The 15,606-nt window shown below is 74.4% G+C and carries 17 protein-coding genes and 2 pseudogenes; 8 read left to right on the top strand and 11 right to left on the bottom strand.

Going from position 1 to position 15,606, the window contains the following annotated elements; translation table 11 throughout:
* Nucleotides 1–159: 159 nt before the first annotated feature.
* The gene (locus tag ACZ56B_RS10855; RefSeq protein ID WP_468788455.1) at nucleotides 160–957 is read left to right on the top strand and encodes a TVP38/TMEM64 family protein; all 798 of its coding nucleotides are present in this window, start codon (nucleotides 160–162) and stop codon (nucleotides 955–957) included.
* Between the two features lie 48 nt (nucleotides 958–1,005).
* Here ACZ56B_RS10855 and ACZ56B_RS10850 read toward each other — a convergent pair.
* Nucleotides 1,006–1,278, bottom strand: a pseudogene (locus ACZ56B_RS10850) (steroid 3-ketoacyl-CoA thiolase); the annotation flags it as partial.
* Between the two features lie 9 nt (nucleotides 1,279–1,287).
* Between ACZ56B_RS10850 and ACZ56B_RS10845 the strand changes: the two are divergent.
* The 3 genes and pseudogenes from ACZ56B_RS10845 to ACZ56B_RS10835 form a co-directional block, all read left to right on the top strand.
* A pseudogene (locus ACZ56B_RS10845) lies at nucleotides 1,288–1,386 on the top strand (winged helix-turn-helix transcriptional regulator); the annotation flags it as partial.
* A gap of 176 nt (nucleotides 1,387–1,562) precedes the next feature.
* The gene (locus ACZ56B_RS10840) at nucleotides 1,563–2,438 is read left to right on the top strand and encodes an undecaprenyl-diphosphate phosphatase (protein ID WP_468788453.1); all 876 of its coding nucleotides are present in this window, start codon (nucleotides 1,563–1,565) and stop codon (nucleotides 2,436–2,438) included.
* 94 nt (nucleotides 2,439–2,532) lie between these two features.
* Nucleotides 2,533–2,712: a hypothetical protein gene (locus ACZ56B_RS10835; protein ID WP_468788451.1), complete on the top strand. Its 180-nt coding sequence runs from the start codon at nucleotides 2,533–2,535 to the stop codon at nucleotides 2,710–2,712.
* Nucleotides 2,713–2,739: 27 nt separating this feature from the next.
* On the opposite strand, the gene ACZ56B_RS10830 is transcribed toward ACZ56B_RS10835, so the two are convergent.
* Nucleotides 2,740–3,480 carry an SDR family NAD(P)-dependent oxidoreductase gene (locus ACZ56B_RS10830; RefSeq protein ID WP_468788449.1) on the bottom strand — a complete coding sequence of 247 codons (741 nt, stop codon included), beginning with the start codon at nucleotides 3,478–3,480 and terminating at the stop codon, nucleotides 2,740–2,742.
* A 294-nt stretch (nucleotides 3,481–3,774) separates the two neighbouring features.
* Here ACZ56B_RS10830 and lnt point away from each other — a divergent pair, with 294 nt between their 5' ends.
* Nucleotides 3,775–5,340, top strand: a complete 1,566-nt coding sequence (lnt, locus tag ACZ56B_RS10825; protein WP_468788447.1) for an apolipoprotein N-acyltransferase — start codon at nucleotides 3,775–3,777, stop codon at nucleotides 5,338–5,340.
* On the opposite strand, the gene ACZ56B_RS10820 is transcribed toward lnt, so the two are convergent.
* Together ACZ56B_RS10820 and ACZ56B_RS10815 are read right to left on the bottom strand one after the other, a co-directional pair.
* Nucleotides 5,246–6,169 carry a Gfo/Idh/MocA family protein gene (locus ACZ56B_RS10820; protein WP_468788445.1) on the bottom strand — a complete coding sequence of 308 codons (924 nt, stop codon included), beginning with the start codon at nucleotides 6,167–6,169 and terminating at the stop codon, nucleotides 5,246–5,248. The genes lnt and ACZ56B_RS10820 overlap by 95 nt on opposite strands.
* Nucleotides 6,170–6,182: 13 nt before the next feature.
* Entirely contained in the window at nucleotides 6,183–7,382 is a 1,200-nt protein-coding gene (locus ACZ56B_RS10815) for an FAD-dependent oxidoreductase (RefSeq protein ID WP_468788443.1), read from the bottom strand.
* 88 nt (nucleotides 7,383–7,470) lie between these two features.
* On the opposite strand from ACZ56B_RS10815, the gene ACZ56B_RS10810 reads away from it, so the two are divergent.
* The 3 genes from ACZ56B_RS10810 to ACZ56B_RS10800 all read left to right on the top strand — a co-directional run bounded on the left by ACZ56B_RS10810 (nucleotide 7,471) and on the right by ACZ56B_RS10800 (nucleotide 9,194).
* A complete protein-coding gene (locus ACZ56B_RS10810) occupies nucleotides 7,471–8,064 on the top strand; it encodes a TetR/AcrR family transcriptional regulator (protein WP_468788441.1) in 594 nt (197 codons plus the stop codon).
* Nucleotides 8,065–8,106: 42 nt separating this feature from the next.
* Nucleotides 8,107–8,619, top strand: a complete 513-nt coding sequence (locus ACZ56B_RS10805; RefSeq protein WP_468788439.1) for a DinB family protein — start codon at nucleotides 8,107–8,109, stop codon at nucleotides 8,617–8,619.
* A 104-nt stretch (nucleotides 8,620–8,723) separates the two neighbouring features.
* Entirely contained in the window at nucleotides 8,724–9,194 is a 471-nt protein-coding gene (locus ACZ56B_RS10800) for a hypothetical protein (protein ID WP_468788673.1), read from the top strand.
* Nucleotides 9,195–9,263: 69 nt separating this feature from the next.
* Here the strand turns inward: ACZ56B_RS10800 and ACZ56B_RS10795 are convergent, their stop codons facing one another.
* The 7 genes from ACZ56B_RS10795 to ACZ56B_RS10765 all read right to left on the bottom strand — a co-directional run bounded on the left by ACZ56B_RS10795 (nucleotide 9,264) and on the right by ACZ56B_RS10765 (nucleotide 15,402).
* The gene (locus ACZ56B_RS10795) at nucleotides 9,264–9,779 is read right to left on the bottom strand and encodes a hypothetical protein (RefSeq protein WP_468788437.1); all 516 of its coding nucleotides are present in this window, start codon (nucleotides 9,777–9,779) and stop codon (nucleotides 9,264–9,266) included.
* A gap of 136 nt (nucleotides 9,780–9,915) precedes the next feature.
* A complete protein-coding gene (ung, locus tag ACZ56B_RS10790; RefSeq protein WP_468788435.1) occupies nucleotides 9,916–10,599 on the bottom strand; it encodes a uracil-DNA glycosylase in 684 nt (227 codons plus the stop codon).
* An 88-nt stretch (nucleotides 10,600–10,687) separates the two neighbouring features.
* Nucleotides 10,688–12,274: an ABC transporter substrate-binding protein gene (locus ACZ56B_RS10785; RefSeq protein ID WP_468788433.1), complete on the bottom strand. Its 1,587-nt coding sequence runs from the start codon at nucleotides 12,272–12,274 to the stop codon at nucleotides 10,688–10,690.
* Nucleotides 12,275–12,498: 224 nt separating this feature from the next.
* Complete coding sequence (locus ACZ56B_RS10780; RefSeq protein WP_468788432.1) at nucleotides 12,499–13,257, bottom strand: SDR family oxidoreductase; 759 nt, start codon at nucleotides 13,255–13,257, stop codon at nucleotides 12,499–12,501.
* A gap of 13 nt (nucleotides 13,258–13,270) precedes the next feature.
* Nucleotides 13,271–14,032 (bottom strand): 3-oxoacyl-ACP reductase FabG, encoded by a 762-nt coding sequence (gene fabG, locus ACZ56B_RS10775; RefSeq protein ID WP_468788430.1) that lies wholly within the window; start codon nucleotides 14,030–14,032, stop codon nucleotides 13,271–13,273.
* Nucleotides 14,033–14,257: 225 nt separating this feature from the next.
* Nucleotides 14,258–14,641: a DUF3037 domain-containing protein gene (locus ACZ56B_RS10770; RefSeq protein WP_468788428.1), complete on the bottom strand. Its 384-nt coding sequence runs from the start codon at nucleotides 14,639–14,641 to the stop codon at nucleotides 14,258–14,260.
* Entirely contained in the window at nucleotides 14,638–15,402 is a 765-nt protein-coding gene (locus ACZ56B_RS10765; RefSeq protein WP_468788426.1) for a HipA family kinase, read from the bottom strand. The genes ACZ56B_RS10770 and ACZ56B_RS10765 overlap by 4 nt, the downstream gene beginning before the upstream one ends.
* Nucleotides 15,403–15,606: the final 204 nt, after the last annotated feature.

Raw genomic sequence — 15,606 nt, 5'->3', positions numbered from 1 at the left:
CTATCCCCCCCCTCCTTCCCTTCCCTCCCTCTCTCCAAGCCGAGGACGGACCTCTCCCCCCCCCCCCCCCCCCCCCCCCCCCCCCCCCCCCCCGCGCCCGTGACACCCGTGAGACGAGCACGACGGCGATCACGGACACGTGTCGGTTAGTGTCGCGGAATGCTCGATGCCACCAACCGCTCTGGGGGCACCGCCACGGCCTCTCCCCGGGCCGCCGCCACGGACCTCGCGGCCGCCGTCCCCACGGCCGCTCCCCCGCTCCCCCCGCCCGCCGCCGCGGCGGGGGCCGCCGCCCGCTGCGCCAGAGTCCTGCTGTCGCCGTGGTCGCGGCTGTCGCTGCTGGTCGCACTGCTCGCCTCCGCGGCGTCGGCGGTGCTGCTCCTGGAGCCGCAGAGACTGCTGACCGACGGCTGGCCCTCCCCGCTCGGCGGAGCCGCGGCGGCGGTGGCGTACGCGGCGGCCTACGGGGTGTGCACGGTGGCGTTCGTGCCGCGCCCGCTGCTGAACCTCGCCGCGGGCGCGCTCTTCGGCTCCCAGCTGGGTCTGGGCGCCGCGCTGGCGGGCACGGTGCTCGGCGCCGGGCTGGCCTTCTGCCTGGGGCGGGCGCTCGGCCAGGACGCGCTGCGTCCGCTGCTGCGCGGACGCTGGCTGAAGGCCGCGGACCACCAGCTGAGCCGGCACGGTTTCCGCTCGATGCTGGCGGCCCGGCTGTTCCCGGGCATCCCGTTCGCCGCCTCGAACTACTGCGCCGCCGTCTCCCGCATGGGCCTGCCGCCGTTCCTGCTGGCGACGGCGCTCGGTTCGATCCCGAACACCGCCGCCTACGCGGTGGCCGGCGCCCGCGCCTCGACACCCACCTCCCCGGCCTTCCTGATCGCGCTGGCCTGCATCGCCGTACCGGGCCTGGCGGGCGCGGCGGTGGCGTGGCGCAAGCGGCACCGGCTGCGCGGGGACTGAGGCGGCGGGCCCCGCCGCACCGGCGGGGCGCTCGCCGGCGGGGGCTCGGACCCGTTCCGGCACCATGGCGTTGGCGAGTCCGCCCGCCTCGCACACGGTCCGCAGGGCGTACCGCGCGCCGCGTTCGCGCACCGCGTGGACCAGCGTCGTCCGCCGGGTGCCGCCGGCGCCCGGCGGATGGCCGAGCGCGAGGGCGCCGCCGTGCACGCCGACCTCGGCGAGGTCGGCGCCGGTCTCCTGCCGCCGGGCCAGGACCACGGCGGCGAACGCCTCGTCGGCCTCGAACAGGTCGATGTCGTCGAGGGGCGGGGAGGCGCGGCGCGGACCTTCCCGGTCGTCACCTGCCGGGCCTGCGGCGACCGGGTGCGCCACGAGGACCTGACGCCCCGCCCCCGGACCCCGGGACGGACGGTGGAGGGCCCGGCGGCCCGAACCGCCGCCGGCCGGAGCGCACCGGGCCCGGGGGCCGTGAAGCCCCTGCGTCGGACCGTTCACCCGGGGGCGCTACGCTTCCCCCTCGGCACGCCGGATCATCGATCACCGCGCACCGCGGTGCGGTGTGCCCGTCGCCCGTTCCACGATCGGCACTTGGACTCCGCTACCTCATGTCTTGGTTTGAATCCCTCATCCTCGGACTCGTCCAGGGGCTGACCGAGTTCCTCCCCGTCTCCTCCAGCGCGCACCTGCGGCTGACCGCGGCCTTCTCCGGATGGGAGGACCCGGGCGCGGCCTTCACCGCGATCACCCAGGTCGGCACGGAGGCCGCGGTGCTGATCTACTTCCGCAAGGACATCGGGCGGATCCTGTCGGCCTGGACCCGCTCGCTGACGGACAAGGAGATGCGCCGGGACCACGACGCGCGCATGGGCTGGCTCGTCATCGTCGGCTCGATCCCGATCGGCGTGCTCGGGGTGACGCTCAAGGACCAGATCGAGGGCCCCTTCCGGGATCTGCGGCTCACCGCGGCGATGCTGATCGGCATGGGCATCGTCCTCGGCGTCGCCGACCGTCTCGCGGCGCGGGACGAGAGCGGCGGCCGGCACCGCGCGGCCAAGCCGCGCAAGCAGCTCGAGGACCTGACCGTCAAGGACGGCCTGATCTACGGCTTCTGCCAGGCCATGGCCCTCATCCCGGGCGTCTCCCGTTCCGGCGCCACCATCAGCGGCGGCCTGTTCATGGGGTACCGGCGCGAGGCCGCGGCCCGCTACTCCTTCCTGCTCGCCATCCCCGCGGTGCTGGCCTCCGGCCTGTTCGAGCTCAAGGACGCCGCCGAGGGCGGGCACGTCTCCTGGGGTCCGACGGTCTTCGCGACGGTCATCGCCTTCGTGACCGGGTACGCCGTGATCGCCTGGTTCATGAAGTTCATCTCGACCAAGAGCTTCATGCCCTTCGTCTGGTACCGCATCGCCCTCGGCGTCGTGATCATCGTCCTGGTGTCCCTGGGCGTGCTGAGCCCGCACGCGGCGGAGTCGGCGGGCTGAGCCCCGGCCGTGTGACCGGGACGCCGCCCGTCCCGTACGGGGCGGGTAGCCGTCCGGTAGCGCAGTGTCAGTGTCTGGCCCTAGGCTGGTCCGCATGTCCCCCGATGTCGTGACCCCTGGTTCCGTGCGGTCCGCCGCCGAGGTCAACGAGCAGATCCGCGCCCTGTGGCTGCGAGCGGGCGGCTCCCTGTCCGCGCGGGAACGCGAGACGTACGAGCTGCTGGTGGTCGAGTGGGCGGCGGCGGTCCGCGGCGAGGTCGTCGAGGCCGCCTGATCCCCCTTCCGGTCCCGGCGGTGCGCCTCAGCGTCCGCCCGCCACCCGCAGGACCGCCCCCGTGGTGTAGGAGGCGTCCGGTGACATCAGCCACGCCACGGCCGCCGCGATCTCCTCCGCCCGCCCCGCGCGCCGCAGCGGAACCGCCGCCCCCGCCCGCCGCGCGCGGTCCGGAGCGCCCATGGCGGCGTGCATCTCCGTGTCGATCACCCCCGGGGCGACCGCGTTGACGCGGATGCCGTCCGGCCCGAGCTCCTTGGCCAGCCCCAGCGTCAGCGCGTCCACCGCGGCCTTGGTCGCCGCGTAGTGCACGTACTCGCCCGGGCTGCCCAGCGTCGCGGCCCCGGACGAGATGTTCACGATCACCCCCTCGCCCCGGGGCGTCATGAGCTGCGCGGCCCGCCGCGCGCACAGCAGCGTCCCCGTGAGGTTGACGTCCACGACCCGGCGCAGGGTCGCGGTGCCGACCTCGGCGAACCGTCCCAGCGGGCCGGTCACCGCCGCGTTGTTCACCAGTCCCGTCACCGGCCCCAGCTCCCGCTCCGCCGCCTCGAAGAGCCGGTCCACGTCCGCCTCGACCGAGGTGTCCCCCCGTACGGTCACGGCACGCGCCCCCGCCGCCCGCACCCCCTCCGCCACCGCCTCGGCGGCGGAGGCGTCCCGGACGTACCCCACCACGACGTCGTGCCCCTCCGCCGCGAGCCGCAGACAGGTCGCGGCCCCGATCCCCCGGCTGCCGCCGGTGACCACGGTGACGAGGCGTTCCATGACTTCCTCCTGTGAAAGGTCCGGGCCGGGAATCCCCCAGGGGCCGAGCGGAGGGCCCCGGGGCAGAGCTTAGGCCCGCGGACGGGCGAGGGAGGCCGTCCCCGGGGGACGCGGCCGCTCCCGGGGCAGGAGACCGGCCGCCGCTCCGTCCCCTCCCGCACGCACCGGCGTGCGGGAGGGGACGGCCGTCCTCCCGGCCCGCGGACGGGCCGTGCGGTCGGCCGGGGCGGTCCGGCCTGTTCCGGACCGCCTCCGGGGCGCACACTGGGAGCACCGCCGGGTAGGAAGTCGTTCATGAAGACGCTCGGCCACTGGCCCACCTCCCCGTGGCGGCGCTCGGCCGTCGCCGCGGTCGCGGGTGCCCTGCCCGTCCTGGCCTTTCCCGCCCCGTCCCTGTGGTGGTTCGCCTACGTCGCCCTGGTCCCCTGGATCCTGCTGGCCCGCACCGCGCCGACGGGGGGACGGGCGGCCCGCGACGGCTGGTGGGGCGGCTTCGGCTTCATGCTGGCCATGCACCACTGGCTGCTGCCGAACCTGCACGTGTTCACGTTCGTCATCGCCGCCCTGCTCGGCGCGCTGTGGGCGCCCTGGGGCTGGCTGGTGCGCCGCATGCTCGGCGGGGCCCCGTCGCGCGGCCGGGTCCTGGCGGCGCTCGTCGTGCTGCCGTCGGGCTGGCTGGCCGTCGAACTCGTCCGCTCCTGGCAGGGGCTCGGCGGCCCCTGGGGCGTGCTCGGTGCGAGCCAGTGGCAGGTGGGGGCCGCACTGCGGCTGGCGTCGGTCGGCGGGATGTGGCTGCCCGGTTTCCTGGTGGTGGCGCTGAACGTCGCCGTGGCCGTGCTCGTCGCGATCCGGCGCTCCCGGGTGCCCGCGGTCGCCGGGCTGGCCGCCGTGGCCGCCGCGGCCTGTGCGGCGTGGGTGTGGTCGCCCCGGCCGGACACCGCCGGCCGGGTCAGGATCGCGGTCGTGCAGCCGGGCGTGGTCTCCGGGCCCGGCAGCCCCGACCGCCGGTTCGACCGCGAGGAACGGCTCACCCGCGAGCTCGCCGGGCAGGACGCCGACCTGGTCGTCTGGGGCGAGAGCAGCGTCGGCTTCGACCTCGGGGGCCGGCCCGACCTCGCGCGGCGGCTCGCGGCCCTGTCCCGTGAGACGGGCGCCGGGATCCTGGTCAACGTGGACGCCCGGCGCTCCGACCGGCCCGGCATCTACAAGAGCTCGGTGCTGGTCGGTCCGGACGGCCCGACCGGCGACCGGTACGACAAGATGCGGCTGGTCCCCTTCGGCGAGTACGTCCCGGCCCGTTCCCTGCTGGGCTGGGCGACCTCCGTCGGCGAGGCGGCCGGCGAGGACCGCGGGCGTGGCGCGCGGCAGGTGGTGATGGACGTCGGGGACGGACTGCGGGTCGGCCCGATGGTGTGCTTCGAGAGCGCGTTCCCCGACATGAGCCGGCACCTCGCCGAGGACGGCGCCGACGTCCTGCTCGCCCAGTCCTCCACCTCGACCTTCCAGCAGAGCTGGGCCCCCGGGCAGCACGCCTCGCTCGCCGCGCTGCGCGCCGCCGAGACCGGCCGTCCGATGGTGCACGCGACCCTGACGGGCGTCTCCGCCGTGTACGGACCGGGCGGGGAGCGCGTCGGCCCGTGGCTCGGCACGGACACCGGCGCCGCGCGGGTGTACGAGGTCCCGCTGGCGCACGGCACCACGCCCTACGTCCGCTTCGGCGACTGGCTGCCGTACACCGCGCTGCTGGTCCTGGCCGCCTGGGGCGTCACCGAAGCGGTCCGCCCCCGGCGGAGCGCTCGTGGACCGCGTGTACCACCCGTTCGCACAGCTCGTGGGTGGCCAGCGCGTCCCGGGCGCTGAGCACCTCGCCCGCGCGCACCGCGTCCAGGAAGGCGAGCACCGCCTGCTCGATGCCGCGCTGCCGGGACACCGGCACCCAGTCGCCGCGCCGGCGCACGGTCGGCTGCCCCCTGTGGTCGATCACCTCGGCGAGGTTGACCACCTGACGCTTGCCGTCCTGCCCGGAGACCTCGAGGATCTCCTCGGCCGATCCGCTGCGCCGGTTCATCACGCCGAGCGCGGTGAAGCCGTCCCCGGCGAGCTGGAGCACCACGTGGTGCAGCAGCCCCTCCTCGGTGCGGGCGCGCACGGTCACGTCGTCGACCGGGCCGGGCACCAGGAAGCGCAGGGTGTCGACGACGTGGATGAAGTCGTCGAGGATCATCCTGCGCGGCTCCTCCGGCAGCCCGGTCCGGTTCTTCTGCATCAGGATCAGGTCGCGCGGAAGGTCGGCGCACTGGGCGTAGTCCGGGGCGAAGCGCCGGTTGAAGCCGACGGCGAGGCTCGTGGCGCGCTCCTCGGCGAGCGCCACGAGCCGCGCGGAGTCGTCGAGGTCGTAGGCGAGCGGCTTGTCGACGTAGGTCGGTACGCCCGCCTCGAGGAGGCGGGCGACGATCTCCGGGTGGGCCTGCGTCGGCGCGTGCACGAAGGCGGCGTCGAGGTCCTGGGCGAGCAGCGCGGCGAGGTCCGCGTGGCGCTGCCCGGGCGGGAGGCGGAGGCCGTCGGCGACCCGGTCGAGCGTGGCGGGGGTGCGGGTCTGCAGGTGCAGTTCCACTCCGGGCTGGAGGGCGAGCACCGGGAGGTAGGCCTTCCGCGCGATGTCTCCGAGTCCGATGCAGCCGACCTTCACCGGGTGTTCTCCTCTAGTCCTCGTGGCCCTCGTCCGTCCTGGTCCGCTGCGCAGCATACGGCGGCCGGGGCGGCCGCCAGTCGGCGATCTTGTCGAAGCCGCGCAGGAACAGCGCCGGTCCGGCCTTCGACAGCGCGGCGATCGCGTGGTCGCGCAGGACGACGCCGGCCCGGCCGGTCATCATGTTCAGCCGGGCCACCCTGACGGCCTGGCGGGTGATCGCCGCGGTGCGGGGCAGCCGGGCGGCGGTGTAGGCGGGCAGGTCGTCGACGAGGGCGAGGGTGATCGCGTCCTCGATGGCCTGGTTGCCACCCTGGCCCAGGGTCGGCGGCATGGCGTGCGCGGCGTCGCCGACCAGGGCCACCCGGCCGCGGTGGTGGGCGGGCAGCGGCTCGGCGATGTGGTGGACGTCGTGGCGGAGCACGTCCTCGGGGCGGGCGGCGGCCAGCACCGCGGGGATCGGGTCGTGCCAGTCGCCGTAGAGCCGCAGCAGCTCGGCCCGCTCGTCGTCGGGGGCGCGCTCCCCCGCGGGGACCACGGCGGCGGCGTAGGCGTAGACCCGGCCGTCCTTCAGCGGGTGCGTGCCCCAGATGCGGCCCCGGCCCCAGGTCTCGTGCGAGGCGAACTCCACGCCGGGCAGCGGGATCACGACCCGCCAGGTGGTGAACCCGGAGTAGACGGGCCCGGGGTGGTCCGGGAAGAGCGCGCGGCGCACCGCGGAGCGGACGCCGTCGGCGGCCACCACCAGATCGGCCTCCAGCTCGCCGTCGGGGGTGCCGACGCGGGCCGGCCGGGCGGGGTCACCGGCGTCTCCGGGGTCGACGAGGTGCGCGGCGGCGGCCGTGCGGACGGTGCCCGGCGGGAGCCGCGCGGCCAGGTGGTCGATGAGGGTGGCCCGGTGGAGCAGGACCAGGGGGCCGCCGAAGCGTTCCTGGGCGGCGGCCGCGCTGGACCGGGACAGCCACCGGCCGCTCGGCGCGCGCAGCCCTCCGTCGCCCTGCCAGGCGGACAGGGCGCGGATGTCGTCGCCGAGTCCGATGACGTCCAGCCCGCGCAGCGCGTTGGGGGCCAGGGCGATGGCCGCGCCGACCGGCTCCAGGGAGGGGGCCCGTTCCAGCACCGTCACCCGCGCACCGCGCCGGTGCAGGGCGACCGCCGCGGTCAGGCCGCCGATGCCCCCGCCGATCACGATCACCCGTCCGGCTCGTCCCATGGCTCCTCCTCGCCCCGGAACTACATGTGTAGTAAGCCTGTGGCTCCGACTGTACTACAGCCGTAGTGCGGGAGGTAGTTTGGCCTCCATGCCCGAACGCACCGCAGGCGCCTCCCGCGCCGACCTCGTCGCCGACACCGCCCTCGCCCTGCTCGCCGAGCGCGGGATGCGCGGGCTCACCCACCGGGCGGTCGACCAGGCGGCCGGGCTCCCCCAGGGGTCCACCTCGAACCTGGCGCGCACCCGGCAGGCGCTGCTGGAGCTGGCGGTGCGGCGGCTCGCCGAGCGGGAGGCGCGGGTCCTCGCGCTGCACGAGCTGCCGGACCCCCGGGCCGGGACCGGCCCCCTGGTGGACGCCCTGGCCCTGGCCGCCCACCGTGCGCTGACCCGCAACCGCGAACTCACCGTCGCCCGTTACGAACTGGCCCTGGAGGCCACCCGCCGCCCCGAGCTGCGGGCGCACTTCGACGCGGCCGGCGCCCGCTTCCGCGACCAGCTCGTCGCCCTGGTCACCGGGCTCGGCTCCGCGGAACCGGACCGGCACGCGCTGTCGCTGATCGCCTGGGCGGACGGGCTGCTGTTCTCCTGCGTGGCGGGCTCCTTCGGCGCCCGCGCGCCGAGCCTCGCGGAGGTGCGCTCGGGCCTGGGGGAGCTGCTGGCCGGAATGCTCGGCCGCGCCTGAAAAACCCGGTGGGCGAGGGCGGGAGTGGGCGAGGATGCCCCCATGACGACCGAGCGCCGCGCACCCGACCGCAACGCCGACGAACGCGCCATGCTGGAGGGCTGGCTCGACTACCACCGCCGCACCCTCGCGTGGAAGTGCGAGGGGCTGACCGACGACCAGCTGCGCACCGCCCCGGTGCGGCCCTCGGAGCTGTCCCTGATGGGGCTGGTGCGGCACATGGCGGAGGTGGAGCGGGCCTGGTTCCGCAGGGTGCTCGCGGCCGAGGACGCCGGGCCGCTCTACCACGGCGAGGCCGATCCGGACGGCGAGTTCCACCTCACCGGGGCGGACACCTGGCGGGAGGCGTACACCGCCTGGCAGGCCGAGATCGACGCGGCGCGGCGCAACGCGGCCGGCTTCGCGCTGGACGACCTGTCCGAGGGCCGGCACCGGGCCGGCGGCGCGCCGTTCAGCCTGCGCTGGATCTACACCCACATGATCGAGGAGTACGCGCGCCACAACGGCCACGCCGACCTGATCCGCGAGCGGCTCGACGGCGCCACCGGCGACTGACGTCACCCCCGGAGCGTCCACGGCCCTCCGTACGGGGCCGGAGATCACCCGTGCGGGGCACACTCCCCGCGTCCGCCGCCCCTCGGCGCACCCGGGCCGCCAGAGTGGCCCGGGTGCACCGAAAGACGACCACAGCAACGCTCCTGCTGACCGTGGCGGTCTCGGCCCTCTCGGGCTGTGTGACGGTCCAGCGTCCTCCCGCGCCCGGCCCGCCGAAGGCGCCGCCCCAGCCGTCGAAGGCGTCCCCGGCCGTGCAGGCACCGGCGCGCGAGGCCCTGGAGAGGGTCGGCCCGTCCCGGTCCGCGAAGGCGCCCGGGGTCCCCTCGCGCCCCGCCGCCCCCGCGACCACCGCACCCGAGCGCGGGGCGCCGCCCGGCGACCGGAACACATCGGCCCGGCCGCGGCCGGGGACGTCCGGCCACCCGCGACGGCCCGGCGGTCTCCCCCGGGTCCCGGAGACGACGCGCCCCGGCACGGGCGGCGGCACGGACCTGTGCGCGCTGGGCAGGAAGTACGGCGGCTGGCACCCGGACAGCCCGGAGACGACCCTCTGCGAGGAGGTGTACGGAGGCTGATCCGGCCGTGCGGGCGGGGGCACCGGCGGCCCCCTCGCGCACACGCCCGCCGGGGATCACGGACAGCCCTCAGGGACGCTGTCGCGGCGGACGCCACCCGCCGGGTGCCCCGTCCTCGCCCAGCCGGACCTCCAGCCGCCGGATGGCCGCCCGTACCCCCTCGCCGTAGGTGTCGTAGGCGAGGGCGCGGGCCGCGCCCCGGGCCCGGTGGAGATGGGTGCGGGCGGCGTCGGGGCGGCCGAGGCGGGCGTAGTCGGCGGCCAGGTTCAGGTGCAGCGACGGGTAGAGGGCCTGCACGGCGGAGGACCCCTCGTACCCGGTGGGCCGGTCCCCGACGACCTCCTCCGCCGCCGTCAGCGCCCGCAGGTCCCAGGCCAGTTCGTCCTCGGGATCGTCCTGGGTGTCGGCGAGGTAGTGGGCCAGGGTGCAGCGGTGCAGCGGGTCGCCGTGCACGCCGATCTCCGCCCACAGGCCGAGGAAGCGGTGCCGGGCCTCCTCCCGGTCGCCCGCGTGGTGCAGCATCACGACCTGCCCGATCCGCGTCAGCACGGCGTCCGGCGCCGCCTGCCCCTGTCGCTCCGCCACCGTGCCCTCCGCACCGCTCGCCGGCTGTCGCACCCGACGCTAACGGCAGACGGGGCGGATCCCGGACAGGCCGCTCCGCGGCACACCGGGCGGCGGGGTGCGGGATCCGGTGGACCGGCCCGCACCCCGGGAGGCGTCAGCCCAGGTTCGGGATGGTCCAGTCGATCGGCTCGTGGCCCTGCGCGGCCACCGCCTCGTTGATCTGCGTGAACGGGCGGGAGCCGAAGAACTTCTTCGCCGACAGCGGGGAGGGGTGCGCGCCCTTGACCACCGCGTGCCGGCTCTCGTCGATCAGCGGCAGCTTCTTCTGCGCGTAGTTCCCCCACAGGACGAAGACCGCCGGGTCGGGACGGTCGGCCACCGCGCGGATGACGGCGTCGGTGAACCTCTCCCAGCCGCGGCCCTTGTGCGAGTTGGCCTCGCCGCCGCGGACCGTGAGCACCGCGTTGAGCAGCAGCACGCCCTGCTCGGCCCACGGCATCAGGTAGCCGTTGTCCGGGACGGGCGTGCCCAGGTCCGCGTGCATCTCCTTGTAGATGTTCCGCAGCGACGGCGGGATCCGCACCCCGGGCCGGACCGAGAAGCACAGGCCGTGTCCCTGCCCCTCGCCGTGGTAGGGGTCCTGACCGAGGATCAGGACCTTCACCTTGTCGTACGGGGTGGCGTCCAGCGCCGCGAAGACCTCCTCGCGGGGCGGGTAGACGGGACCCTTCGCCCGCTCCTCCTCGACGAACTCGGTCAGCTCCTCGAAGTAGGGCTGCTGCAGCTCGTCGCCCAGAACCCCGCGCCAGGACTCGGGCAGCATGGCGATGTCGGTCACGTCGTCGTCCTCACGTGTGCGGTCACTTCCAGGCTCAGAACCTACAGGCGACCGCTGACAGCCGGCCGCGCGGACGGCCGCGCCGGCCCTACCAGCTGGTCTTCCGGGAGAGTTCCCACATCATCATGATCGTCGACGGGTCCAGCGCCCGCTCCGCCCCCGAGATGTCCCGGCTCGCGGCCACGTACTGCCTCCCCTGCCACAGCGGCAGCAGCCGCGCGTCGTCGACGAGGATCTTCTGGGCCTCCTCGAACTGCTTCACCACGTTGCCGCGGTCGCTCTCGCGGCGGGAACTGGGCAGCAGATCGTTTATGATCTTGGTGGCCTCGTAGGGCGTGCCGAGGGCGTTCTGCTTGCCGACGAACGGGGCGATGAAGTTGTCCGCGTCCGGGAAGTCGGGGAACCAGCCGCGCCCGAACACCGGGTACTCGCCCTTCTGGTAGCCCTCGACGTACGTCTTCCAGGGGCGGCTCCTGAGGGTGACCTCGAACAGCCCGGAGGCCTCCAGCTGGCGCTCGAGCTCCTTGAACTCCAGGCCGGTCTCGGAGCCGTAGCGGTCCGTGGTGTACCAGAGGGTGAGCGGGACCGGTTCGGTGATGCCCGCCGAGGCGAGGATCCGCCGGGCCTTGTCGACGCTGGGCTCGCCGTAGTCGTCGAAGAAGCCGGTGGTGTGGCCGGTCAGGCCCTTGGGGACCATGGAGTACAGCGGGTCGACCGTGTCCTTGTAGACCTTGTGCGCGATCGCCGCGCGGTCGACGACCTGGGCGATGGCCTGGCGCACCGCCTTCCTGCCGGCCCACGGGTCCTCCGGGTTGAACACCAGGTAGTTGATGTCCGTCCCGGTGCCCTCGACCAGCTGGATCTCCTCCTTCTTGGAGGTCCTGCCCTGGAGGTCGACGACGTCACCGGCGGCCAGGCCGCGGTAGGTCAGGTCGATCCGGTCCTCCCGCAGCGCCTTGACCATGCTGCCGGAGTCCTGGAAGTAACGGACGGTCACCGCGTCGTTCCGGTGCTTGGCGTAGCCCTTGTAGCGCTCGTTGCGGACGAGCCGGGCCTCCTCGCCCTCCTGGTACGACTGGAGGGTGTACGGACCGGAACCGACGATGCCGCCGTCCTCGCGCAGGGCGTCGGCCGGGTAGGCGTCGGGGGCGACGATCGACATGGCGGGCGTGGCGAGCACGAACGGGAAGGTGGCGTCCGGCTTGTTGAGGTAGAAGACCACCTCGCGCTCGTTCGGCGCCTGCACCCGTTCGAGGCTGCCCAGCAGACCGGCGGGGCCGCCGTTGACGTTGATCTGGCGGATCCGGTCGATGGAGTGCTTGACGGCCTTGGCGTCGAGCGTGGCGCCGTCGGAGAACTCGAGGCCCTCGCGCAGTTCGCAGCGGAACACCTGGTTGGAGCTGTCGGAGAACGCGCAGCTCTCGGCGGCGTCCGGCTGGGGCGTGCTCGCGCCGACCGGATAGCTCAGCAGTGTCTGGTAGATGTTGCGGAACAGCTCCCAGGAGCTGTCCCAGGAGGCAGCAGGATCCAGCGCGCTGGGGGAGCTGGTGGTTCCCACGACGATGGGGTCCGCGTCCTTCGAGGTGTCGGACGACAGGACGCCGCATCCGGTCACCAGGGACGATATGGACGCGATGGCCGCCACCCGCCGCAGGCATCGGTTCCGGTTGAACACGCGCACGCTCCTCGATCTGCCGTACCAAGGGTCGGCAGACGATACCGCAGTGTTCCGCCTCGTGGACCTCTCCTGGACACCCCTTGAGATCGACTTGTTGCCGACCACGTCGTCAGCGTGTCTCCGGGCCCCGAAACACCGGCACGGGCGCCGTTTTCACCGACGGCGCCCGTGCCGCACCCGCCGCCGCACCGGACCGCGGGCGTCCGGTGCGGCGGGGCGGGTCAGGCCACGCCGGCGTTCAGGAAGACGCCGCCGTCGACGACCAGGGTCTGACCGGTGACCCAGTCCGACTGGTCCGAGGTGAGGAACGCGGCGGCGCCTCCGATGTCGGACGGCACGCCGAGCCGGCCCAGCGGGTAGCCCGCGGCGGCCTCCGCCTCCCGGCCCTCGTACAGCGCCTGGGCGAACTTGGTCTTCACCACCGCCGGGGCGATGGCGTTGACCCGCACCCTGGGCGCGAACTCGTGCGCGAGCTGCACGGTCAGGTTGATCAGCGCCGCCTTGCTGACGCCGTAGGCGCCGATGAAGGGCGAGGGCGCGAGGCCCGCGACGGAGGCGATGTTGACGATCGCGCCGCCGTTGTCCTTCTGCCAGGCGTGCCAGGTGCGCTGGGCGAAGCCGAGCGCCGAGACCACGTTGGTCTCGAACACCTTGCGCGCCACGTTCAGGTCGAGGTCGGCGATCGGCCCGAACACCGGGTTGGTCCCGGCGTTGTTGACCAGGTAGTCGATGCGGCCGAAGGCCTCCATCGCGCGTTCCACGGCGGCGGCCTGGTGGGCCTCGTCGTGCGCCTTGCCGACGGCGTACACGGCGCGGTCGGCGCCGAGCTTCTCGACGGCCTCCTTGAGGGCGTCCTCGTTGCGCCCGGTGATGCAGACGCGGTCGCCGCGCGCGACCAGCGCCTCGGCGACGCCGTAGCCGATGCCGCGGCTGGCACCGGTGATCAGGGCGGCCTTGCCCGAGGGTTCCACAGCAGTCATGTTCCCGGTCTTCCTAGTCGAGCGGTCCGCCGGCGACGTACAGCACCTGGCCGGAGACGAAGCCGGCCGCCTCCCCGGTGAAGAAGGCGATGGCGTTGGCGATGTCCTCCGGCTCGCCGACGCGGGCGACCGGGATCTGGGTGGCGGCGGCGGCCTTGAAGTCCTCGAAGCCCATGCCGACGCGCTCCGCGGTGGCCTTGGTCATCTCGGTGGCGATGAAGCCGGGGGCGACGGCGTTGGCGGTGACGCCGAACTTGCCGAGCTCCTTGGCGAGGGTCTTGGTGAAGCCCTGCAGACCCGCCTTGGCGGCCGAGTAGTTGACCTGACCCCGGTTGCCGAGCGCGGAGGAGGAGGACAGGTTGACGATCCGGCCGAAGCCCGCGTCCACCATGTGCTTCTGACAGGCCTTCGACATCAGGAAGGCGCCGCGCAGGTGCACGTTCATGACGGTGTCCCAGTCGGAGACGCTCATCTTGAACAGCAGGTTGTCGCGCAGCACACCCGCGTTGTTGACCAGGATGGTCGGCGCGCCGAGCTCCTCGGCGATCCGCGCGACGGCGGCCTCGACCTGCGCCTCGTCGGAGACGTCGCAGCCGACCGCGAGGGCCCTGCCGCCCGCGGCGGTGATCTTCTCGACGGTGTCCTTGCAGGCGGCCTCGTCGAGGTCGATCACGGCGACCGCACGCCCCTCGGCGGCCAGTCGTACGGCGGTGGCGGCGCCGATGCCGCGCGCGGCGCCGGTGACGACCGCGACCCGCTGCTCAGTGGTGGACATTGCTGCTTCTCCTCGCCCTTGGGATGCGGCTCCTGCGGCCGGACTCTCCGGACTCCGTGGATGAGCGACCGCTTAGTACCTTCAGCAGACGTGACGCTAGAAGCCCCGGCACCCGGTGTCAACGGCGCACCGCGCGGTGTGATCCATTCCCCGCACGACCGGCCCCGCGGCGGGGCCGCCGGCCGTGACGACCGGGGCGCCCGCCCCGCCGCGGGGCCGGCCGGGTCAGCGCACGAGCAGGTCGAGCAGCCGCTCCACCTCGGCCGCCGGATCGGCGGTGAGCCCGGTGTGCACGGGACCCGGCTGGACGATGGTGGAACGGGGCGCGATCAGCCAGCGGAAGCGCCGTCCGGCGTCGTCGTGCGCGGCCTGCCCCGCCGCGTCGCCGCCCGCGCAGACACCCTCGACGGCGCGCAGCGCGGCCCGCACGCCGGGCAGGTCCACCTCCGGGTCGAGGGCCAGCAGCCGCGCCTCGTCGAGGTGCGTGCGGGCCGCGACGAACGACTCGGGGCGGCAGTACACGAGCACCCCCGCGTTGACGCACTCACCGCGTTCGATCCGCGGCACCACCCGCAGCAGCGCGTACTCGAAGACGTGCCGGTCGCTCACCGGTCCTCCTTCAGGCCGTGGATGCGCCGGTGGACGGTGGCCGCGCGGGCGAGCAGCGGCCGCGCGTACGCCTGCCGGAGTTCGTCCGGGGTCCCGAACCCCGGCTCACCGGTCAGCCACACGTCGGGGACCTGCGCGGTGACCTCGGCGAGCAGGTCCTCGGTGACCCGCGGCGCCAGTTCCGCCGCGGCCGCGGCCACGTCCGGCGCGAAGGGCTGCAGGACGTGGTCGGAGGCGTCGTAGGGGCGCGCGGCGGAGCTTTCCGCTCCGGGCCAGTTGTGGTGCCAGATCATGGTCGCCCCGTGGTCGATGAGCCAGAGCCCGCCGCGCAGGCGGAGCAGGTTGGGGTTGCGCCAGGAGCGGTCGACGTTGTTCACCAGCGCGTCGAACCAGACGATCCGCCCGGCCTCCCGCGGGCTCACCTCGAAGGCGAGCGGGTCGAAGCCGAGGGCGCCGGAGAGGAAGGCCATGCCGAGGTTGGTGCCGCCGCTGGACTTCAGCAGCCCCTGCACCTCCGGGTCGGGCTCGCCGAGCCCCAGCACGGGGTCGAGCGCGACGGTGACCAGGCGCGGCACCCTCAGCCCCAGCCGGCGGGCGAGTTCCCCGCAGATCACTTCGGCGACCAGCGTCTTGCGGCCCTGTCCCGCGCCGGTGAACTTCAGGACGTAGGTGCCCAGGTCGTCGGCCTCGATCAGCCCCGGCAGCGAACCGCCTTCCCGCAGGGGCGTGATGTAGCGGGTGGCGGTGACCTCGGTCAGCATTTCCCCAGGCTACGCGATCTTCCGGCCTTGCCGTCCGCCCCTCCCCGGGCCCCGTGCCCCTGGCCGGCCGCCCGCGGGAACGGCCTGTTCGTCCCGGGCGGGGGGGGGGCGGGGTCGCCGGGGGGGTTTCCCGGTTCCTGAAAGCAAAAGAGAAAAACCACCCCCGACCCACAAGAGCGAGAAAACGCGTCCCTTCCCTCCTCC

The sequence above is a fragment of the Streptomyces sp. NPDC034670 genome, assembly GCF_055574875.1.
The sequence above is the reverse complement of the archived record's forward strand: the minus strand, read 5'-3'. Positions and strand labels throughout refer to the sequence as shown.